Genomic DNA, 21,045 nt, shown 5'->3' on the forward strand with positions numbered 1-21,045 from the left:
AGCCGGTGAAAGAAGGATCGGGGGTTGCGAATCCGGGAGAGCATCCGGTCGCCGCCGACGCCGCTCACGCCGGGAGCGCGGATTCCACGTCTACCAGCCGCGCCGCATCGCTGAACTTCTCGTCGCCCCAGGTGCGCTGGCTGATTGCTGCCATTGCGCTATTCGCGGTGTCGGCGCTCGTCTCGCTGCTGGCGCACTGGTGGCACGGCTTCATCGATCTCCGGGTCTATCGCAACGGCGCCCGAGCCTGGCTGGACGGTCGCGAGTTGTACGGCCCGATGCCACCGGTCCTCGGAATCGGGCTGCCGTTCACCTATCCCCCACTGGCCGCCTTGCTCTTCGCTCCGCTTGCCTTGATGCCGCTGCCGATCGCCGAGGTCCTGGTGGTCGCCAGTTCCGTGCTGAGCCTGGGTATCACGGTGTGGCTGGTGCTCGCGCGCATCCGCCCTGAACTGTCCGCGCTGACCGCGCTGACCTCGGTCATCGGCGCGGTAGCGCTGGCGCAGTTCTTCGAGCCGATCCGCCAGACGTTCGGCTTCGGCCAGATCAATCTGGTGCTCATGGCCGCGATCACGCTGGATTGCCTGGTGCGCAAGCCGTCGTGGCCGCGCGGGATGCTGATCGGCATCGCGGTGTCGGTGAAGCTGATCCCAGCCGGATATCTGCTGTACTTCCTGATCCGCAAGGACTGGAAGGCGGCGGGCACGCTCGTGGTGTCTGCGATCGTGGCGGTCGGCCTCGGATTCGTGCTGTTCCCGACCGACTCGGTGGAGTACTGGTTTCACGCCCTTGCCGACACCGACCGAATCGGCCCGCCCTATTTCGCGGGCAACCAGTCCATCAAAGGGATGACATTCCGTCTCGGCGTCACCGATTCGGTGGCCACCCTGCTGTGGATCTCGCTCTCGCTGATCGCCGTCGCTCTCGCCGCCGTGTGGATGCGCAGGCTGATCGACGCGGGCGCCACCGTCGCGGCGCTGCTGGTGAACGCCGCCGCGGTGCTGCTGGTTTCACCGGTGTCCTGGTCACACCACTGGGTATGGATCGTGCCGACGCTGGTGGTCACCGCTGACATGATGGTGCGCGGCAGGCGCGGACGCCGTCTGATCAGTACCGTCGCGGCGTTCACCGTGCTACTCCTGATCGGCCCGCACTGGCTGCTGCCGCACTCCACCGACCGCGAGCTGGACTGGGCATGGTGGCAGCAGATCATCGGAAGCAGCTACGTGCTGGCCGCCCTCGGGGTCTTCGTGATCGCGGTCGCCACCTACCGCCCGGTGACCTCAGGTGTGAGGAAGGCAGCCAGCGCCGCCGCGTAGGCGGGGACGTCGGCGGCGCCCATCAGCTCACGCGCCGAGTGCATCGCCAGCTGCGGCGCCCCGACGTCGACCGTCGGCATGCCGGTACGGGCCGCGGTCATCGGGCCTATGGTGGAGCCGCAGGGAAGGTCGGCGCGATGGACGTAGCGTTGCAACGGAACTCCGGCCTGCGCGCAGGCCAGCGCGAACGCTCCCGCACCTGCCGCGTCGGTGGCGTAACGCAAGTTCTGGTTGACCTTCAGCACCGGCCCACCGTTCACCTCGATCCGGTGTGCGGGCTCGTGCCGCTCCGGGTAGTTCGGGTGCGTCGCGTGCGCCATGTCGCCGGACGCGCACACCGAACCGGTCAACGCGGCCAGGTAATCGGCGCGTCCGCCGCCGCGCGCGAGCACGATGCGTTCCAAGACCGTGGGAAGCAGATCCGACTGCGCTCCGCGATCGGACTGGCTGCCGACCTCCTCGTGGTCGAACATGGCCAGCACCGGAATGGCCGCGCCCGGCTGGTCGATCGCCGCGAGAAACGCCTGCAGGCCCGCGAAACAGGTGCCTTGGTTGTCCAGGCGTGGTGCGCTCACCAGATCCTGGTCGCGCCCGACGAGCCTGCTCGGCGTCAGGTCATGGGTCATCAGCTCCCAGCCGAGCACCTCGTCCGGGTCGACCTCGGCGCGGCCGGCCACGAAATCCAGGAACGCGTCCGACTCGTACCCGACGCCCCACACCGCGTTGAGGTGACGCTGCGGATCCAGCGTGACGCCTTTGCGATCGTCGGAGAGGTGGATGGCCAGCTGCGGCACCCGCAGGATCGGCTCGTCGATGCGAACCAGCCGCTCGCGCACCGTGTTTCCGTCGCGCACACTCAGCCGCCCCGAGACGCCGAGCTCACGATCCAGCCAAGAATTCAGCCACGCGCCGCCGTAGGGCTCCAGGCCGACCAGCTGCCAGCCCGCGGAAACCAGGTCCGGGTGTTGCTTGACGCGCAAGTTGGGACTGTCGGTGTGTGCGCCGACCACCCGGAACGGGGTCGCGCCCGAGGAGTCCGCCGTGGCCCAGGCGACCAGCGACCCACCACGCACCACGTAGTGCCTGCTCGGGCCGTCCGACGGCCAGGGCTGCGACTCGACGAGCCGGGTGAAGCCGCGAGCGTCCAGCTCGCCGGCGACCGTTCGGCAGACATGGAATGGTGACGGCGACTCATCGATGAACGCGCACAGCCCGGTGGCCGTGGCGTCGGTGGTGGAAACGGGCATGCCTGCGATCCTAGGCAAGCGGGGTCGTCAGGACCGACGCGCCGCCCGGGACGAAAGCCGTGCGATGCGTGTTCCTTCGACTTCCAGCCGCATTTGCCCACAAGCCGACAGTTTGGTCGATTCGTTCATCCGGTCGATTAATTCATACCGTCGAGGACCGAAAGTTATCTATGCCGAATTCGTCGGATGAATAAGCCTACGACACCCTACTCCGGCACAGCAGAAACGAATTCCAGCGATCGCAGGAGTTCGGCGTAGCGGCGCGCACCGATTCGCGCGCACAACTCCTGCTCCGCGCGCTCCTCTTCCGCACGCACCGCGGCGACCAGCTCGGCTCCCAGTTTGCTGAGCCCGATCAGGATGCGCCGTCGGTCGTCCCGCGCGGCGAGGCGGAAGATCAGTCCGCGCTCGGCCAGATAGTCGGCGTGCCTGGTGGCCGAGGACGGGGCGAGCTGCGACCTGGCAGCCAGCTCGGTCATGGTGATTCCCGATTCATCGCCCAGATTCGACAACATCGACCACTGATCCGCCGAGAGCTGTCTGGCACATAATGCGGTGTCCAAGTGCCGCAGCCAACCGCGTTCGGCGGCGCGCAGCGCACCATGCAGCGTGGAATATCCGCTCACAATGGTCGTCATTGTTTCCTGCCCGCCATGAATTTCGCTCGAACGAGAAGAGTACCGAATGCTACCGTTCGGCGAGAGCCCCGAGGGCACGATCGAGATCCTCGACATCGTCCCGACCGGGCGGTATCGACGCACCGTCGTGCGACGCGGCGATTTCCCTCGCCGTCTACGAAATCAACCGTGGCCGAGGAATTCCGGGCGGAAAATTCGTACTATGAATATCGATGGCGGACGGCCGCTCAGAGCCACCGGTCACGTGGGACTGCCCGGTGTGCGGATGCTCGGCCAGCACCCGGCCGGGCAGACACTGCCCGGCCGTGCAACCAGCTCGACGCCGACCCGACAGTCTTCGTGTCAGGCGGAGACCAAAGTGTCCAGCACGGAGAGGAATAGGCCGAGGCCGTCGTCGCTCGGGCCGGTCAGCGGCTCGGTAGCGTGCTCGGGGTGCGGCATAAGGCCGACAACGCGACCATTGGGCGACGCGATGCCCGCGATGCCGCGCTGCGAACCGTTCGGGTTCTCACCCGCGTAGCGGAAGACCACCCGACCCTCTCCCTCCAGCTCGTCGAGCACGGTAGCCGAGGCCTGGTAGCGGCCCTCACCGGACTTGAGGGGGATCAGGATCTGGGCGCCCGGCTCGTAGCGGGAGGTCCACACCGTCGACACCGATTCCACCGTCAGCCACTCGTCGCGGCAGATGAAGTGCAGACCCTCGTTGCGGGTGAGCGCGCCGGGCAGCAACCCGGCCTCGCACAGCACCTGAAAGCCGTTGCAGATACCCAGCACCGGCAGGCCGGCGGTCGCCGCGCGCACGACCTCACCCATCACCGGGGCGAACCGGGCGATAGCGCCCGCACGCAGGTAGTCACCGTAGGAGAAGCCGCCGGGCACAACGACCGCGTCGACGCTCTTCAGGTCGGCGTCGGCATGCCACAGGCTGACCGCCTCGGCACCCGCCAAGCGCACCGCCCGAGCGGCGTCGACATCGTCGAGCGTGCCGGGAAACGTGACGACCCCGATGCGCGCGGTCATGAGAGGCGGACCACCTTCCACTCCTCGATCACCGTGTTGCACAGCAGCGATTCGGCGATCCGCTCGAGCGCCTCGTCGTCGACGCTGTCATCGATGTCGAGTTCGAATCGCTTGCCCTGACGCACATCCGAGATGCCCTCGAATCCCAGGCGCGGGAGCGCGCCGACGATGGCCTGTCCCTGGGGATCCAGGATCTCGGCCTTCGGCATCACCTCGACCACGACTCGTGCCACGCGTTGCTCCTCATGTGGTTGGGGGGTTACCTGAGCAGCCTAGTTGTGCTGGTCGCAAGCGGCATCCGCGGGGTCGGCCCCGGCCACTAGCATGGTGGGATGCGCATAGCCCACTTCGGTCACTCCTGTCTCCTCGTCGAGCTGCGCGGCAAGAAGATTCTGTTCGACCCGGGCACTTTCTCGCACGGTTTCGAGGGCCTGACCGGCCTGGACGCGATCGCGGTCACCCATCAGCATCCCGACCATATCGACCCGAACCGGATCGACGCGCTCGTCGAGGCCAACCCCGGCGCCCGGCTGCTGTCCGACCCGCAGACGGCTCAGCAACGCGGCGGGCAGTGGGAGGCGGTGCACGCGGGCAACGTGCTCACGCTCGGCGATCTCCAGATCACCGGGGGCGGCGGCAGGCATGCCGTCATCCACCCGGAGATCCCGGTGATCGACAACACCGTCTTTCAGCTGGGCAGTCCGGACGATCCTGCCCAGCTTGTACACCCGGGCGACTCGCTGTGGGTGCCTCCGGTCCCGGTCGGCGTGCTGGCCGCGCCCGCCGCCGCGCCGTGGATGCGGGTCAGCGAGGCCGTCGACTACGTGCGCGCGGTCAATCCGCGCACCGCCTTGCCCATCCACTTCGGCATCATCGTGCCGGAGGCGCGGGGCATCTACTTCGGCCGCCTCGCCGAAATGGCGCCCGCCGGAACCGAATTCCGGGTTCTCGAACCAGAAGAAGCCACCGAGCTGTAGCCGTTACCCGGTGTAGGTCGCCAGAAACAGCGCCTCGGCGAGCGCCATATGCTCGATCTCCTTCGGGTCCACGCTCTCGTTGGGCGCGTGGATCAGGCACGTCGGCTCCTCGACCCCCAGCAGCATGATCTCCGCGCCCGGATAGGTGTCGGCGAAGACGTTGCACAGCGGGATGGACCCGCCCTGGCCCTGTGTCGTCGCGGGGCGGCCGTAGGACGCGGCCAGCGCCGCCTCCATCGCGGCGCGAGCAGGCCCGCCGGTGCCGGAGCGGAACGGGGCGCCGACGCCTTCGAGTTCGACCGTCAGCTTCGCGTGCCATGGCGTGTTCGCCTCCAGGTGCGCGACGAGCGCTTCGTGTGCCCGGCCCGGATCGGTCCCCGGCGGGATGCGCAGGTTCAGGCGTGCGCGGGCGATCGGCGGTATCGCGGCAGAGGATCCGACCACCGGTGGTGCGTCGATGCCGAGCACCGTCAATGCCGGTCGCGCCCAGAGCATGTCGGCGACCGTGCCGTCGCCGGTCAGCTCGACGCCGCCGAGGACGCCCGCGTCGGCGTGGAACTGCTCGCTCGGATACTGGACGCCCGGCCAGACCTGGTCGTTCGGCAGTCCGGCGACGGTGGTGTTGCCGCGCTCGTCGCGCAGCGAGGCGAGCAGGTGGATCAGTGCGAGCAGCGCGTCCGGGGCCGGGCCGCCGAACATGCCGGAATGCATCGCCCCCGCGAGGGTTTCGATGGTGACTACAACATTCACGTTGCCGCGCAACGTCTCGGTGAGGGTCGGCACGCCGACCGCGAAGTTGCCGCAGTCGCCGATCAGAATCGCGTCCGCCCGCAACAGATCCGGATTGGCCTCGACGAAAAGCTCCAGTCCCCCGGTGCCCTGCTCCTCGGAGCCCTCGGCGACCAGGGTCACCCCGAGCGGCAGCTCGGCGCCGAGCGCGCGCAATGCCGTGAGATGCATGATTATGTTGCCCTTGCAGTCGGCGCTGCCCCGCCCGTACCACCGCCCGTTCTTCTCCGTCAGCTCCCACGGCGGGGTACGCCAGGCCGCTTCGTCAATCGGCGGCTGGACGTCGTAATGGCAGTACAGCAACACCGTCGGCGCCCCCTCCGGCGCAGGGCGCGCGGAGATGACGGCCTTACTGCCGTCGGGTGTTTCGTGCAGACCGACCCTGGTCAGCCCCGCCGCGGCGAAGGCGTCGGCCACCCACTGCGCCGCTCGCTCACACTCCTCTTGCGGAAACTGTCTGGGATCGGCCACCGACCTGAGCGAAACGAGCTGGGCCAGATCTGTTTTCGCCTGCGGCATCAACCCGGCGACCTGCTCGCGCAGTGCCGCGGTGCGTTGATCGTCGGTCATGCCCGCGCCTCGATTCTTCGCGTCGTCGAATGTCATGTCCGGTGGACAGGTGCCGATCCGTTCCGTGCGACTACGGTCTGCCCGCCACCACACCCCCGGTTGTCGCCGGGCGACTGCTCGGACCGCTCGCCCCGTCACCTTGATCAGCAGAGACGATAGATCCTCGCAGACGATTCCGCCGCCGCTGCCGAGCGTATCCGCCATCACTCCATAAGAGCGGCGCGCCATCTGCTGCAATACAAGAACTCAGCCGCACCGTCCCCGCATTGTGTCAAGCTGGAGCCACCAGACGCCGGCAACCAGTCGGCATCCTCGATGGTCAATGAATGCACGGCAAGCGCAGCCGGTTTCGGTCTACCGATTCCGGCGCCCGCACAGGCACACCAAACGAGCCGAATCGGGAGGCCTTATCCATGCCCGACACCGAGGGACCCGACGACCTGTTCGCCCTGCCCGGGCTCAGCCGGAGCGCGCCGAAGGGCGGATTTCCGGCGAGTGAGATGTTTCCCCAGGCCGCTTACGAGATCGTCCATGACGAGTTGATGCTCGACGGTGTCTCCAGGATGAACCTGGCCACCTTCTGCACCACCTGGGTGGACGACCAAGCGCGCAGGCTGATGGCCGAATGCCTGGACAAGAACATCGTCGACAAGGACGAATACCCGCAGACCGCAGACCTGGAGCGCCGCGGCGTCCGGATGGTCGCCGACCTGTGGCGCGCACCGGACCCGGCCACGACGCACGGAACCTCGACCACAGGGTCGAGCGAGGCTGCCATGCTCGGTGGGCTCGCAGCCAAGTTCCGCTGGCGCAAGCGCGGCGGCTCCGGGACGCCCAACTTCGTCTGCGGGCCGGTTCAGGTCTGCTGGGAGAAGTTCGCACGCTATTTCGACGTCGAGATCCGGCAGATCCCGCTGCGCGGCGACCGGCTGACCATGCAGCCGGACGACGTCGCCGCCCACTGCGACGAGAACACCATCATGGTCGTGCCCACCCTCGGCCAGACCTTCACCGGCCTGTTCGAGGACGTTGCCGGGATCAGCGCGGCGCTGGACACACTGCAACAGACCGGCGGCCTCGACATCCCGATCCACGTCGACGCCGCCAGCGGCGGCTTCCTTGCCCCGTTCGCCGCGCCCGACCTGGTCTGGGACTTCCGGCTGCCCAGGGTCAAGTCGATCAACTCCTCCGGCCACAAGACCGGGCTCGCGCCGCTCGGCTCAGGCTGGGCGATCTGGCGCGAGGCGGGCGATTTGCCCGAGGAGCTGATCTTCAACGTCGACTATCTCGGCGGAAGCATGGCCACTTTCAATCTCAATTTCTCCCGCCCCGGCGGCCAGGCGATCACGCAGTACTACGACTTCATCCGGCTGGGCCGGACCGGCTACGCCAGGGTGCAGTCCACGATCTACCGGGTGGCACAGCACCTGGCCGCCGGGCTGCGCGGGCTTGGGGTCTTCGAGATGATCCACGACGGCGATCCGCAGCGCGGCATCACCGCGGTGTCCTGGCGGCTGACCGGCGACCCCGGATTCAACCTCTACGATCTGTCCGACCGCCTGCGCACCAGGGGCTGGCTGATAGCCGCGTATCCGCTACCCCCCGACCGGGGCGACGAGACGGTCATGCGCGCGGTGATCCGGCACGGCTTCACCGTCGACATGGCCGACCTGCTGCTCGAGGACCTGATCCGCTGCATGAAACAGCTGGAGCGTCGACCGTTTTCGACCTCGCTCACCCGCGCGGACGCGGGTGGCTTCACCCACGACGCGACGGCCGCCGTGCCGGACGCGAAGATCTTGCCCGCATGATGGGCGCAGCCGGACGAAGAAGTCCGCCCGCAGCCCCCGCCGCGCCGGGCCGAGCGAAGGCTCGAGGCAGCCGCACATGCGCCGGGCCGAGCGAAGGCTCGAGGCAGCCGCACATGCGCCGGGCCGAGCGAAGGCGAGGCAGCCGCCTCGCGGCCGGCGCGCCGCCGCCCGATTACGCCATTCGCGGGCGGCGGCGCCGATCGGGCGCAAACACGGTGCCGACTGGTAACAGGCGGCGACCACACCTGCCGCCGCGGCTCATTCATGCGGCTCGGGCGGCCGGATACGGCTCCCAGCGGTAGGTGTGGCCGAGCGCACCGTGGAACAGCGCAAGGTCGACGGCGTCGAGCATTGCCTGACGAGGGCCGGAACGGTCCAGCTGTGCGGCGGAGACGGCGAGACGCAGCACGCCGCCGCGACGGGCGATGCGGGCGGCGCCCATTACCAAGGCTCGGCACCACCACGGCTCCGCACGGAATCCCGCACCGATGCCGTACACCCGGGATTTCTGTGCCATATCGCGCTCCAGGTCGACGATCGAAGTGAGGCCGAGCGCGAGCCGGAAGCCGACCTCCGGCAGCGCGTCCAGCGCACCCCTCGAGGCATCCCAGCGCGGAGCCCCGAACAGGCGAGTGCGCAGATCGACCTGCTCCATCACCCGGTCGGCGGCGGTCAGCCGCAATCGTGCCTCGTGCCTGGGCAGGTCGGCGAACTCGGCGCGTCGCCGCTTGGTGGCCGCCTGGTCGTAGCCGTGCAGCACGATGGCGTCACCACGAGCCCGGCGCCCGCGCAACCACGCCTGCGTCGCCAGGTCGTCGACCAGCCGGTATTTGCCCTTCAGCCGCGGCGCGACCAGCAGTGACAGCGGCACGCCGCGCCGATCCATCTCCTCGGCGAATTCCATCGCCGTGTCCCGGGTGGTGTCCCTGATCCCGGATACCGACACGATCAGCTCAGCGTTCATGAATCAACGGTGCCAGCCATACATGTCCTCGACATGCAGCCCGCATGACCACGCGACGAACACTCCGACACGCCTCGGTCGAGTGCGCCGCTACCAGCGGTCCCAGTGCAGAACCTGTTCGCGCGGGACCCGCACCGCGGGCTTGAAGTCGACGCCGATCGTGTAGGCCAGCGGGATGAACGCCGCGAGCATGACTTTGTCGTATGGAATCCCCAGCACCGCAGCGAGTTCCCGTTCCAACGGCCCCTGCGCACTGGTCCACACGGTGCCGAGACCGCGCGCTCGGGCGGCGAGCATGAAACTCCACACGGCGGGCAGGATCGAGCCCCATGTCCCGGCCTGGACCGCCACCGAGGCGCGATCGGTCCGACCTTCGATTGCCGGGATCACGATCGCGGGGACGCGGTGGATGTTCTCGGCGAGATACCGCAGTCCGCCGAAGATGCGGTCCATCGCACCGGGGTCGACCTGCATGCGGCGCATGTCGGCGCCGGTCAGTGGCTGCCCGCCGAGCGCGAGCGACCTACGGAAGATGTCGGCCACGACCCTGCGGCGTGCGGGCTCGGTGACCACGACGAAGTGCCAGCGCTGCCGGTTGCGGCCAGTCGGCGCCTGGGTTGCCAGATCGATGCACTCCTCGATCAGTTCGCGCGGCACCGGGCGGTCGAAATCGAGACGCTTGCGCACCGCGCGGGTGGTGGACAGCAGTTCGTCCGGGGTGAGATCCAGCGTCATCGTGTGCTCCTGGCCGAAACATCCGGTACCTACCCCCAAACCGTATGACTGGAGATAATCTTGTGTCAAACGATCTGTGACCAGACGATTAAACTGACTGAGACGTCCTGAACAGCGAGGAGATCATGCCGACTACCGAAGACGCCGCCAAGCCGACCTACTTCCCCGCGCTTGCCGCAGAACGACTCGATATCGCACTGTGCCGAGCGTCGGCAGCCGTGGCGCGGGCGGGTGAAATCCATGCCGCGACACAGGGACTAGGCGTGGGCCAGCATCTGGTGTTGAAGATGCTGGACGCCGTCGGCGCCTGCGCACAGCAGTCCTTGAGCGAGGAACTGCGCATCGACCGCAGCGTGATGGTGACCCTCTGCGACGACCTCGAGCGGTCGGGTTACATCCGGCGCGAGCGCAATCCCCGCGACCGCCGGTCCTACGCCGTCACCCTCACCGACACCGGGCGCAAACGGCTCCGCAGCGCGGAGTCGGCAGTGCCCGCCTTTCTCGACGAAACCTTCGCCGCGCTGTCGCCGAACGAGCGGCGTCAACTCACCGCTCTGCTCGGCAAACTCCTGTTCCCGACCGCCACCGGATAACGGGCCGACCGTGGCCTACGCGCCGGCGAGACCCACGGTGTCGAGCACCCAGGCGTACTCGAACGCCACTTCCTTCCATGTCTCATAGCGCCCGCTGACGCCGCCGTGCCCTGCGCTCATCTCGGTCTTGAGCAGCAGCGGCGCATCGCCGGTCTTGACGGCGCGCAGCTTGGCGACCCACTTCGCGGGCTCGACGTAGAGCACGCGGGTGTCGTTCAGGCTGGTGATGGCCAGGATCGGCGGGTAGTCCTTGGCCTCGACATTCTCGTACGGCGAGTACGACTTCATGTACTCGTAGACATCCTTTTCCGCCAGCGGGTTTCCCCACTCGTCCCATTCGATGACGGTCAGCGGCAGTGACGGGTCGAGGATCGAGGTGAGCGGATCGACGAACGGGACGTTGGTCAGGATGCCAGCGAACAGCTCCGGCGCCATGTTCGCCACCGTGCCGACGAGCAGGCCGCCCGCACTACCCCCGTCGGCGATCACTCGGTCCGCTGCGGTGACGCCGGTGTCGACGAGATGCCGCGCGCACGAAACGAAGTCGGTGAAGGTGTTCTTCTTGGTGAGCGTCTTGCCGTTCTCGTACCAGAGCCTGCCCATCTCGCCGCCGCCGCGCACATGCGCGACCGCGAAAACCATGCCGCGGTCCAGCAGTGACAGGCGCGAAACCGAGAAAGAGGGGTCGATGCTCGCTTCGTAGGAGCCGTAACCGTAGAGCAGCAATGGTTTCGGCGCATCGGCCGCCGCGTCCTTCTTCCGCACCAGCGAGATGGGGATCCGGGTGCCGTCCTCGGCAATCGCCCAATCCCGGTGCTGTTCATAGTCGTTCGCGTCGAAGCCGCCGAGCACCGGCTGTTCTTTGCGCAGCAGCAGATCGCCGGTCGCGGGGACATAGTCGAACACCCGCATCGGTGTGATGAACGAGGTCAGGCCGATGCGCAGGGTCGGCTGGGCCCACTCCGGGTTGGAGCCCGCGCCGACCGCGAAGAGTTCCAGATCGAATGCGAGTTCGCGGCGCTCACCGTAGCCGGATTCGGTCAGCGGCCACACCGCGATCCGGGTCAGCGCCTCGCGCCGGTAACTGAGCACCAGGTGATCGCGGAACGGGTCGACGTCCTCGAGCCGCACGTCGTCGCGGTGTCCGACCAGCAGCGTCATGTTCGACGGATCGTCGACCGGCGCCTCGGCGAGGACGAAATTCTCCGCCTTCACCCCATCCACGACGTCGTTGTGCAGGATGAGGAACCGGTCCTCGCCGCCGATCACAGCGTGCTCCGCGGAATACTCGACGCCCTCGCGGCGCGGCAGCAGCACGCGGAATTCGCCCTCGGGATCATCGGATTCGAGTACCCAGCCCTCGCTGGTGATCTTCGAGCCGACCCAGATCATCAGGTATTTCTCCGAGCGGGTCGCGCCGACGCTCACCCAGTACCGCTCGTCGGGCTCGTGGAACACCTTGACATCGGGCTCCGTGCTGCCGAGCCGATGCCGCCACACGGTGTCGGGTCGCCATGACTCGTCGACCGTCTGGTAGAAGACGTGCGTGCCGTCCAGCGACCAGGTAGCGCCCGGCGCGGTACCGGCGATCTCGTCGCCGAGCGACTCGCCGGTGCGCAGGTCCTTGAACCGCAGCACGTAGCGCTCGTCGCCGACGTTGTCCACCGAATAGGCGAGCCGATCGCCGTCGTGGCTGATCGAGTACGCGCCGAGCGAGAAGAAGTCGTGGCCCTCGGCCAGCACGTTGCTGTCGAGCAGCACCTGTTCCCCGGGAACCTCGGTTCCCGCTTCCAGCTGTGGCGGCGTCCACGCGTCGATGCCCTCGGCGTCGGCTGCGATCGGGCACCGGCAGTGCACGGCGTACTGCTTGCCTTCGAAGCTGCGCGAGTAGTACCAGTAGTCGCCCATGCGGGACGGTACGGACAGATCGGTCTCCTGGGTACGCGCCTTGATCTCGTCGAAGATCGCGTCGCGCAGCGTGTCCAGGTGCGCGGTCTGCGCCTCGGTGTAGGCGTTCTCCGCCTCCAGGTGGGCGATGACGTCGGGATTCTCCTTGTCCCGCAGCCACTCGTACTCGTCGACGAAGAGGTCGCCGTGGTGCACCCGCTCGGTCGGGACCGTCTTGGCGATCGGCGCCGCTACGACGGGAGTGCCGTTGCCGGGTTCGGAGATCGTTCCGCTGTCGAGAGCCATGGCGTCCACCCTACTGTTCGGGCGCCTCGCCGCCCGCAGCCCGGATGATGCCGTCCAACATGTCGCTTGTCGCGCGCAGATCGTGCATGGCCTGGTCGATCCGCGCGCGTTCCTCGGTGAGCTTCTCCACCAGGAACGGCGTCGCCAGCGCGTTGGGGGTTCCGTCCAGGTCGTGGATGCACGGCAGCAGCTCGCCGATGGTGTCGCTGTGCAGGCCCGCGGCGAACATTTCCTGGATGCGCCGGACCCGGTCCACCGCTGCCTCCGGGTACTCCCGTTGCCCGCCGGACGTCCGCTCCGACGCCAGCAGGCCTTTGGTCTCGTAGTACCGCAGCGACCGGACGCTCACGCCGGTCCGCTCGGCCAGTTCACCGATACGCACGCTCGCTCCTTGACCTGACATTGATGTCAGGTTTTACGGTACAGCCATGTTGCTGACCGAATACCACCACCGCTCGCTCGACCTGCCCAACCGGATCGTGATGTCGCCGATGACCCGGCTGCGCTCCCTGCCCGACGGCTCGCCGACCACCGACGTCGCCGACTATTACGCCCAGCGGGCGACAGCCGGGCTGATCGTCACCGAGGGCATCTGGCCGCATTCGACCGGGCAGAGCGAGGCATGGGTGCCCGGGTTGCAGACGCCCGCACACGTCGAGGCGTGGCGGCACGTCACCGAGGCCGTGCACGCACGCGGCGGCCGGATCTTCGCGCAGCTCATGCATGGCGGACGCAAGGGCCATCCGCTCGCGCGAATCGACGGATCCCGGCCCGCCGGACCGTCGGCCGTGCTGGACGACGACCGCGTGCATCTGATCGACGGAGGCAAGGCAGACCCGATCACGCCGGGCGCCCTCGATCACGCCGACATCGCCGCGGTGGTGGACCAGCACGCCACAGCCGCGCGCAACGCCATCGCGGCAGGCTTCGACGGTGTCGAAATCCACGGAGCCAACAGCTATCTCGTGCACCAGTTCCTCGCCGACAACACCAACCTGCGCGACGACGAGTACGGAGGATCGATCGAGAACCGCATGCGGTTGCCGCTGGCCGTCGTCGACGCGGTGACCGGCGCCATCGGCTCCCGGCGGACCGCCATCCGCCTCTCCCCGGGCAACCCGCAGTTCACCATGGTCGAGGCCGATCCCGCGCCGCTCTACCGGGCCCTCGTCACCGAACTCGACCGCCGCGACCTCGCCTACCTGCACCTCACCGACAACGACCGCTACCACGCACTCGACGACCTGCGGCCGCGGTGGCACGGCACGCTCATGGCCAACATCGGCGAGAACCGCGAGCCGACGACGGCGGCCGGCGCGGAAAACGTGCTGCGCACCGGACTCGCCGATCTGGTCTCCTTCGGCAGGTCGTTCATCGCCAACCCCGACCTCGTCCATCGCATCCGGCACGATCTCCCGCTGGCCCCGATCCGCGAAGAGTCGCTCTATGGGCGTACCGCCGAGGGCTACAGCGACTACCCGAGCTGGACGGCAGGCGCAGTCGTGCGTTAGCTACAGATGAACAGCCCCGATGTGGCCGACTGCGCGCTACGCCATGAGCAGCGTCCGAGCCCGCTCGTTGAAGTCCGCGACCAACGGATGTGGACCAAACGTCACCATGCGCTGCTGGATATCCCGAACGGCTTCCACAGATCGGGATGACCTGACCTTGCTGGACAGGCTCACGGTTCGAACACTCGCGGCATGGGCCGCTTCAAGATCCCGATTCTGAATGTGGGTCACCGCTAATGCGGCATGTGACAGCGCACCACGCCGCGCCCGGTTCTGGCTGCGGGCGTAGACAATCGACCGTCGTGCGTGCGGGGCAGCGTCCTCCGGTTGTCCGAGATCCCGGAAGGCGTTTGCCCACTCGCCACAGATGTACGCCTCGTCAATGAACTTCGCCCACTCTGGTTCCTGCTCGGGCTCGATCTGCTCGAAGGCTCGTTCGGCCGCGTTGACCGCGTGTGCGGTACCGACCTTGTCGCCAGTGGCTGCGAGCGCCCGCGCTTCGAGCGTCCACAAATCGGCCAGACATGCCGCAGAGTCGGCCTTGACCAGGCCCTGACGGCCCGCCTGAGCCAGACGGCGACCCTCCTGTGGATGTCCGAGTAGGGTTGCCTGATCGGCCAGCCCAGCAAGGACGTGAGCGCCCAGCGCTGCATCCTTTGACTCCTCCGCCAGGCGGAGAGCCTGAATCAAGTATCGCTGAGCGGTCCCTTGCTCACCGTTGTCGAACGCCATCCATCCGAGTAGATAAGTCTGTTCGGACGCAGCCCCGCACAATGCCCGGCGTACTTCCTCCGTGTGGGTCCGCCGAAGCAGCGGATAGACGTGTTCGTTCATGTACGCGGCCAGGACCAGACGGCCCGATCCTCCGCCTTGGAATATGTCCATCTCCTGAAACGTGCCGAACATGTTCTTCACGGCCGTAACGTCTTCGAGCCGTACGCGTTGCCGTTCGTCCGGCAGCTGGTCAAGGGTATTGAGTAGCCAGTCACGGGACGGGCCGATGGCCGCGACTGCTGCAAAGGGTGCGGCCGTGAGTAGCTTCCTGCGGTCCACGTCTGCCCTTCCCAGGTCGGCAACAGCTTCCACCGTCTCGGTCAACGTTGGGCTGTAAGTAAGGGACCGGTCGACCGCCTCACCTAGACCGAGGTCATAGGTTGTCACGCGGTAACCAAACCGTGCAGAGAACAAATCCGCCAAGATCGCCGGAACCGGAGTCCGCGGGCGTTCCCCCTCGTCTACCCAGCGCCGCACGCTGGAGGTGTCCGGCCTGACCTGGTGCTCGCCCCATTCGAAGGCGAGGGTCCGGACTTGCCGTGCCAACTCGCCACGGCTCCACCCGGAGCGAGTCAGCCACTCTTCAAGCTGCACGTTCGGACTCTTCATCCTGATCACCCGTTGGTCTAGTGGTGGTGGCGAATTCACCACCATTCAACACCCCTAGCAACCTGCTCGTGGCAGCTCGGAGCAACCACACTCAGGTCTGTGCCCGGTTGGTGTCACAACTCCACGTGACAGCGTCACCCAGCGCCACTGGGCACTTTGGCTCAAGTAGCGACAAGGGGACAGACAGTGACTGCGAGAGAACTGCCGTACCGAAGCCCGTTCGTCGGCCCTCATCGGCCCGACGTCCGAGGGTGGCAACCACCGCCCGCCGAAGTGGTCGAGATCTTCGTGGATTCCCTCCGGGTGTGGGCAACCGGATCTGTGTCCGCCGAATCGTCCCGGTGCTGGGGTGAATAACCAACCCCCAGCATCGGGCGCACCACTGGGGAGGTGGCGTGATGCACCGAGACCGGTTGCGTACCACCGAATCCCCGGACGGCCGAAAGGTCGCGACGTGGCGGTTGATGCGTCGAGAATGCCAGGTGCTCAACATCCAAAATCGAGCGGAAGCCACACCGGCCCACCGCTGGCCTAGCGGCAGGTCACTGCCCTCCGCGATGCCAGGTTCGGTGATACTCGACGGCCCACCGACCCTGTGGGAAGCCCGGGACGCCTTTCCGGGCTACCTCGATCTCTGGGACGCGCTACGCGCCGACTATTGGGCTGCCTTGCTGTGCACGACTGATCTGCCCACCCCGGCCGGGTGAGCGATGCGAACTGCCTACCCGACCCGGACCAGCACCTACGTGCCGTGGTCCGCCGTCTTCACCATTGCGGTTCGGAAGATGCTGTGACCATCACACTGGCTGACGCTGAGCAGTGGCGGCACTTCCATAGCAAATGCTGGCAAGACGGGTTCTTCCGCTCGTTCGACCACGCGCGTTTCGTCCTCGACATCCACTCCGGGCACGGCCCCAGTTGCCTCCAATACCTCTCCGCCAGTGCCTACATCAGCCACGGCATCGATCACGAGGTCTCGGGGTGATCGACCTGCCGTGGCTGCGAGAGGACGAGGACGGCCCCGCCGCATGGATGCAAGACCACGACGGAACATGGTTCGCGGTTGACGATTACGGAATCCCCTACGGCCCATTGAACGTCGTCGACGGCAAAGCCGCTCCGGTCGATCCCAACGGTGCGCCATGAGTTGGATCAATGACCGCTGCTCGCAGCCGCCGCCTCCGACCACATCCGAAGAGCGCGCCCGCGGCATCATCGCCATCCATCGGTCCTGCGAACCGCCGTGTCCGCGGAAGCTGGGTGCGCTGCCGTATCTGCCGGTCGAGCGCACCGCATTTCGGTGGCTCGCAGTCGACGTATCCGGAGCCTTGACATGGAACACTGGCCTGTTCGGCCATGACGAGAAGGGGTAGACCACGTGGGTGACGACGAACAGATGAGCATGGATCTCGGCGTGCCTGTCGAGCGGACCGAGTGGGAAAAATGGGTCGATCCAGATCGGCGGGCAGCGCAGGTGCGGAAATTCCTCGATCGCGCGGGATTGCGTGACATTCCGTCTGAGCCGTGGCCCGAAGGGGCTCCAGAATTGTCCGAGCTGAACGCCGTCGTGGCCGAACTGTTCCCGGATATGGCTACCGCTATGAAGGCCGAGAACTCCGATATGACTGACGCCTTCATATGTTTTCTGGGCGAACTCTTCATAAGGTTCGCGGGCGCACGCTGGGAGGATTACGAATGGTTCGGTCGCGAGAATTCATTCTACGATCACGTCAATCCATTGCTCGAATACGGGTTCGACACCGACGGCGACACCGCGTACGGATTGATGAAACTCATGATCGACGACTATGACCCGGCAGACGGTGGCATGTTCTCCGGTATGGCCGAGATGCTGCGCGAATTTGCCGACGAATACTCATCGTCACGCGACGGTGTGTAGCTCAACACTTTCAGCCTGAGGCATTGCAATATTCGGGGGGTTAGACGCTGTCATGTCTGACGAGTACGACAGAATCCGAGAGCCATTCGATAATCCTGCTCGCGGAAGGATTTTCGAGAACGGCATAGAACATCTTTTCCTTGATCTCCAGAGCGGTTATGTACAGCAACCCGATCGGTACGCCACATCGCTAGGTCCCCGACACTACGACAAGGCCAGAGCTGATGAGCACGGCCGGATTCATGCCATCGAAGACAAATCGGGCCAAGTCGGCAGCAAGAACGATGTCCGGGAGCTACGAAAGGACCGCGAGCTTCTCGCGAAACGCGAAATCGAATCTCTTCGGATTAGGACCGTTGCGGGTGAGCAGATGTCGCCGAAATACCGGCAATTGCTGATAGATTTGAAACAAGAATTCGGCGACAGGGTGATTCACCAAGAGCTGACACGGGATCAGGCTCGTGCCGCATTCGCCAAAGGGCTAGTACACGAAAAGGACGCCCGCCAGCTGGAATTGAAGACAAGATACGAACTGGACCGTGCCAACCGTGCACGTCAGCGCCTGGCGAGGATACGTGAAATCATGCGGGCACGAGAGCGCGCCGAGCAATTTCGTAAGATGCAGCAATTCCGGGAAGCTGCCACACGTGGCCGGGCGGAAGCCCCGCACCGAGCCGAGCGCGCCCGACAGGCCCGAGAACAAGCCGAGCGAGCCAGGCAGGCGCGCGAAACGCCAGGAACCGAGCGTGCACGGGTTGAACGTGAGGCTGCCGAACGGGTGGCGCGGGAATTCCCGTTGTCCAATCAGTTCCAGGAACGGGAAGCGGCAGACGCTGGGGAACAGGCCGCCAGGGAGACGGCCGCCGTGGAGCGTGAAGCGGCCGACAGGGCGCGTGCTGCCACTGACAAAGAACGCGATGCGTGCAAAGCTGCCATCAACAAGGACGCGGCACGGGACGCTGCATTCAAGGAGCTGGACGCGAAAGGGCGCCTATCGGAGGTGGAACGACTTCTGTGGTTGGGGCAGGCAACTCACCCACAAGCAGCGGTAAGGGAGCCACCCGGCTACGGGCCACAGGTGGAGCGCGGCGGTACCGGACAAGGACAGGACCGCCCGCGCGGTCTGATGCGAGACCGTTGACGGCTCGCGATGGCCGAAAGTCTGTCCACTGCGGATCAACGATCTCGATTCGCGGTCGTACAGGAGCCTGTTTCACCCCGCTGAACAGCACAAATATCGAACCGCGGAATGATATCGGAAGCCTGAAACCCGTACACGACACGGGAGCCGCATAACCGCTGCGCTCATCCCTATCCGCCGCAAGTTCCTTACGGCCTCGACACCTACGAGTGGCATACCGTAGAGAACCTACTGGCCGATGCCGCAGCAGCGTGCCGATCGTGGGTTTCAGGCAGCGAGCGGCAGGCCTAGGGTGGCCGAAGAGGATGCAATACAGCTCAATCCGCGAGCGCGCTGCGAATCGAGCCCGCCAGATAGTCCAGGTCAGCGCGCCGCGGGCTGGTCGGACGACCACGCAGCCCGAATCCGTCGCCCGGCGTGCGCGGGATGACGTGCAGGTGCACGTGGAACACCTCCTGCCCTGCCGTCACCCCGTCGGCGAGAAAGAAGTTGACGCCGTCGCACCCCACTTCGCTGGCCCGCAGCGCCGCGGCGAGTCGCTGTCCCACCTGGAACAACTTTCCACCGACCGCCGGATCGAGCTCGGCAAGACTGCGCGCCGCCACCTTCGGCACCACCAGCAGATGCCCTGGCGTCATCGGCCGAATGTCCATGAACGCCAGCACATCATCGTCCTCGTACGCCTTGCTCGCAGGCGCTCGACCGGCAACGATATCGGCGAAAATTGTATACGGATTCACGAGCAGCAGCCTAGATGTTCATCTGTGGTGCGGCGGCTACGCAATTATTCGCGGCGAAAGTCCCAACCCCGCTACAGGATTGGAGACGGCGTGTAGCGAGCCGCGTCGGGATGGCGGTCGACCAGTTTCTGGACCTGGCCGATTACGTCGGCGACCTGTGCGTCGGCGGCGCCGATGAAGGCGGACTTGTCGGACAGCGCGGCGTCGAGGGCGGCGCGGTCGAGCGGAAGGCGACTGTCGGCGGCCAAGCGGTCCAAGAGGTCGGGTTCGCGGCCCTGCTCCCGCATGGCGAGGGCGACAGCGACGGCGTGCTCCTTGATGACCTCGTGCGCGGTTTCGCGGCCGACGCCGGTGCGGACCGCCGCCATCAGGATGCGGGTGGTGGCGAGGAAGGGCAGGTAGCGATCCAGCTCGCGGGAAATGACGGCTGGGTAGGCGCCGAACTCGGCGAGGACGGTGAGGAACGTTTCCATCATCCCGTCGATCGCGAAGAAGGCGTCCGGTAGCGCGACCCGGCGCACCACCGAGCAGAACACGTCGCCTTCGTTCCACTGCGCGCCCGCCAGTTCGGCCGCCATCGAGGCGTAACCGCGCAGCACCACCTGCAGGCCGTTGACCCGCTCACAGGAGCGGGTGTTCATTTTGTGCGGCATCGCCGAGCTGCCCACCTGCCCCGGCTGGAAGCCCTCGGTGACCAGCTCGTGCCCGGCCATGAGCCGGATGGTGTGCGCGAACGAGGAGGGACCGGCGCCGACCTGCACCAGCGCGGAGAGGACGTCGTGGTCGAGCGAACGCGGGTACACCTGGCCGACGCTGGTGAGCACGGTGGCGAAGCCGAGATGCCGGGCCACCTGCTGCTCCATCCGCGCCAGCTTGGCGGGGTCGCCGCCGAGCAGGTCGAGCATGTCCTGTGCGGTGCCCATCGGGCCCTTGATCCCGCGCAGCGGGTAGCGGTCGATCAGCTCACGCAGCCGGGTGAGCGCGATCAGCAGTTCGTCGGCGGCGGAGGCGAACCGCTTGCCGAGGGTGGTGGCCTGTGCGGCGACGTTGTGCGAGCGGCCCGCCATCACCAGTGTCTGATACTCGGCGGCGCGTTCGGCCAACCGCGCGGCGATCGCGACACCGTGCGCGTGCACATGCTCGAGCGAAAGCCGGATCTGCAACTGCTCCACGTTCTCGGTGAGATCGCGGCTGGTCATACCCTTGTGTACATGCTCATGCCCGGCCAGGGCGTTGAACTCCTCGATGCGGGCCTTCACGTCGTGGCGAGTGACCCGCTCGCGTTCGGCGATCGAAGCGATGTCGACCTGGTCGAGCACCCGCTCGTAGTCCGCGACGACACCCTCTGGCACCTCGATGCCCAGTTCCGACTGCGCCCGCAACACCTCCAGCCACAACCGCCGCTCCAGCACGATCTTGTATTCCGGCGACCACAGGTGCACCAACTCGGGGCTGGCGTAACGGGTGGCAAGGACGTTGGGGGCGAGAGTCACGACTGCGCCTCACTGACGCTC

General features: G+C 66.6%; 22 protein-coding genes. 10 read left to right on the plus strand and 12 right to left on the minus strand.

The features are described 5' to 3' along the window. Positions 1–5 precede the first annotated feature (5 nt). The gene (locus AB4Z47_RS08495; protein ID WP_441949297.1) at positions 6–1,319 is read left to right on the plus strand and encodes a glycosyltransferase 87 family protein; all 1,314 of its coding nucleotides are present in this window, start codon (positions 6–8) and stop codon (positions 1,317–1,319) included. Here the strand turns inward: AB4Z47_RS08495 and AB4Z47_RS08500 are convergent. The 4 genes from AB4Z47_RS08500 to purS form a co-directional block, all read right to left on the minus strand. Next, positions 1,268–2,566, minus strand: a complete 1,299-nt coding sequence (locus tag AB4Z47_RS08500) for a M18 family aminopeptidase (RefSeq protein WP_441949299.1) — start codon at positions 2,564–2,566, stop codon at positions 1,268–1,270. The genes AB4Z47_RS08495 and AB4Z47_RS08500 overlap by 52 nt on opposite strands. A 206-nt stretch (positions 2,567–2,772) precedes the next feature. Next, entirely contained in the window at positions 2,773–3,204 is a 432-nt protein-coding gene (locus AB4Z47_RS08505; protein ID WP_441949300.1) for a MarR family winged helix-turn-helix transcriptional regulator, read from the minus strand. A gap of 342 nt (positions 3,205–3,546) precedes the next feature. Continuing rightward, positions 3,547–4,224 (minus strand): phosphoribosylformylglycinamidine synthase subunit PurQ, encoded by a 678-nt coding sequence (gene purQ, locus AB4Z47_RS08510; protein ID WP_441949302.1) that lies wholly within the window; start codon positions 4,222–4,224, stop codon positions 3,547–3,549. Next, positions 4,221–4,457 (minus strand): phosphoribosylformylglycinamidine synthase subunit PurS, encoded by a 237-nt coding sequence (gene purS, locus AB4Z47_RS08515; RefSeq protein ID WP_441949304.1) that lies wholly within the window; start codon positions 4,455–4,457, stop codon positions 4,221–4,223. The genes purQ and purS overlap by 4 nt, the downstream gene beginning before the upstream one ends. Before the next feature lie 99 nt (positions 4,458–4,556). Between purS and AB4Z47_RS08520 the strand changes: the two genes are divergently transcribed. Then, entirely contained in the window at positions 4,557–5,201 is a 645-nt protein-coding gene (locus AB4Z47_RS08520) for an MBL fold metallo-hydrolase (RefSeq protein ID WP_441949305.1), read from the plus strand. Positions 5,202–5,204: 3 nt separating this feature from the next. Here AB4Z47_RS08520 and AB4Z47_RS08525 read toward each other — a convergent pair whose 3' ends face one another. Continuing rightward, a complete protein-coding gene (locus tag AB4Z47_RS08525; protein WP_441949307.1) occupies positions 5,205–6,560 on the minus strand; it encodes a dipeptidase in 1,356 nt (451 codons plus the stop codon). Positions 6,561–6,973: 413 nt separating this feature from the next. On the opposite strand from AB4Z47_RS08525, the gene AB4Z47_RS08530 reads away from it, so the two are divergent. After that, positions 6,974–8,371, plus strand: a complete 1,398-nt coding sequence (locus AB4Z47_RS08530; protein ID WP_441949309.1) for a glutamate decarboxylase — start codon at positions 6,974–6,976, stop codon at positions 8,369–8,371. Positions 8,372–8,633: 262 nt separating this feature from the next. On the opposite strand, the gene AB4Z47_RS08535 is transcribed toward AB4Z47_RS08530, so the two are convergent. Beyond that, a complete protein-coding gene (locus tag AB4Z47_RS08535; RefSeq protein WP_441949311.1) occupies positions 8,634–9,335 on the minus strand; it encodes a DUF2334 domain-containing protein in 702 nt (233 codons plus the stop codon). Positions 9,336–9,425: 90 nt separating this feature from the next. Beyond that, positions 9,426–10,070: a nitroreductase family protein gene (locus AB4Z47_RS08540; protein ID WP_441949313.1), complete on the minus strand. Its 645-nt coding sequence runs from the start codon at positions 10,068–10,070 to the stop codon at positions 9,426–9,428. A 125-nt stretch (positions 10,071–10,195) separates the two neighbouring features. On the opposite strand from AB4Z47_RS08540, the gene AB4Z47_RS08545 reads away from it, so the two are divergent. Further along, complete coding sequence (locus AB4Z47_RS08545; RefSeq protein ID WP_441949315.1) at positions 10,196–10,663, plus strand: MarR family winged helix-turn-helix transcriptional regulator; 468 nt, start codon at positions 10,196–10,198, stop codon at positions 10,661–10,663. A 15-nt stretch (positions 10,664–10,678) separates the two neighbouring features. On the opposite strand, the gene AB4Z47_RS08550 is transcribed toward AB4Z47_RS08545, so the two are convergent. Together AB4Z47_RS08550 and AB4Z47_RS08555 are read right to left on the minus strand one after the other, a co-directional pair. Continuing rightward, entirely contained in the window at positions 10,679–12,856 is a 2,178-nt protein-coding gene (locus AB4Z47_RS08550) for a S9 family peptidase (RefSeq protein WP_441949317.1), read from the minus strand. A 10-nt stretch (positions 12,857–12,866) separates the two neighbouring features. Further along, positions 12,867–13,238: a MerR family transcriptional regulator gene (locus AB4Z47_RS08555; RefSeq protein ID WP_441949319.1), complete on the minus strand. Its 372-nt coding sequence runs from the start codon at positions 13,236–13,238 to the stop codon at positions 12,867–12,869. Positions 13,239–13,284: 46 nt separating this feature from the next. On the opposite strand from AB4Z47_RS08555, the gene AB4Z47_RS08560 reads away from it, so the two are divergent. Beyond that, the gene (locus AB4Z47_RS08560) at positions 13,285–14,367 is read left to right on the plus strand and encodes an alkene reductase (RefSeq protein WP_441949320.1); all 1,083 of its coding nucleotides are present in this window, start codon (positions 13,285–13,287) and stop codon (positions 14,365–14,367) included. 36 nt (positions 14,368–14,403) lie between these two features. Here AB4Z47_RS08560 and AB4Z47_RS08565 read toward each other — a convergent pair whose 3' ends face one another. Next, complete coding sequence (locus AB4Z47_RS08565; RefSeq protein WP_441949322.1) at positions 14,404–15,750, minus strand: hypothetical protein; 1,347 nt, start codon at positions 15,748–15,750, stop codon at positions 14,404–14,406. A gap of 395 nt (positions 15,751–16,145) precedes the next feature. Here AB4Z47_RS08565 and AB4Z47_RS08570 point away from each other — a divergent pair, with 395 nt between their 5' ends. The 5 genes from AB4Z47_RS08570 to AB4Z47_RS08590 all read left to right on the plus strand — a co-directional run bounded on the left by AB4Z47_RS08570 (position 16,146) and on the right by AB4Z47_RS08590 (position 18,791). Beyond that, positions 16,146–16,457: a hypothetical protein gene (locus AB4Z47_RS08570; protein WP_441949323.1), complete on the plus strand. Its 312-nt coding sequence runs from the start codon at positions 16,146–16,148 to the stop codon at positions 16,455–16,457. Between the two features lie 83 nt (positions 16,458–16,540). Further along, complete coding sequence (locus AB4Z47_RS08575) at positions 16,541–16,735, plus strand: hypothetical protein (RefSeq protein ID WP_441949325.1); 195 nt, start codon at positions 16,541–16,543, stop codon at positions 16,733–16,735. Further along, positions 16,732–16,896 carry a hypothetical protein gene (locus AB4Z47_RS08580; protein WP_441949327.1) on the plus strand — a complete coding sequence of 55 codons (165 nt, stop codon included), beginning with the start codon at positions 16,732–16,734 and terminating at the stop codon, positions 16,894–16,896. The genes AB4Z47_RS08575 and AB4Z47_RS08580 overlap by 4 nt, the downstream gene beginning before the upstream one ends. Positions 16,897–17,128: 232 nt before the next feature. After that, the gene (locus AB4Z47_RS08585) at positions 17,129–17,650 is read left to right on the plus strand and encodes a hypothetical protein (RefSeq protein WP_441949328.1); all 522 of its coding nucleotides are present in this window, start codon (positions 17,129–17,131) and stop codon (positions 17,648–17,650) included. A 52-nt stretch (positions 17,651–17,702) separates the two neighbouring features. After that, positions 17,703–18,791 carry a hypothetical protein gene (locus AB4Z47_RS08590; protein WP_441949330.1) on the plus strand — a complete coding sequence of 363 codons (1,089 nt, stop codon included), beginning with the start codon at positions 17,703–17,705 and terminating at the stop codon, positions 18,789–18,791. Positions 18,792–19,108: 317 nt separating this feature from the next. Here AB4Z47_RS08590 and AB4Z47_RS08595 read toward each other — a convergent pair whose 3' ends face one another. Further along, positions 19,109–19,531 (minus strand): HIT family protein, encoded by a 423-nt coding sequence (locus tag AB4Z47_RS08595; RefSeq protein ID WP_441949332.1) that lies wholly within the window; start codon positions 19,529–19,531, stop codon positions 19,109–19,111. 71 nt (positions 19,532–19,602) lie between these two features. After that, complete coding sequence (gene purB / locus AB4Z47_RS08600) at positions 19,603–21,024, minus strand: adenylosuccinate lyase (RefSeq protein ID WP_441949333.1); 1,422 nt, start codon at positions 21,022–21,024, stop codon at positions 19,603–19,605. Positions 21,025–21,045: the final 21 nt, after the last annotated feature.

The organism is Nocardia sp. 2TAF39 (genome assembly GCF_052114905.1).
Lineage (GTDB): Bacteria > Actinomycetota > Actinomycetes > Mycobacteriales > Mycobacteriaceae > Nocardia.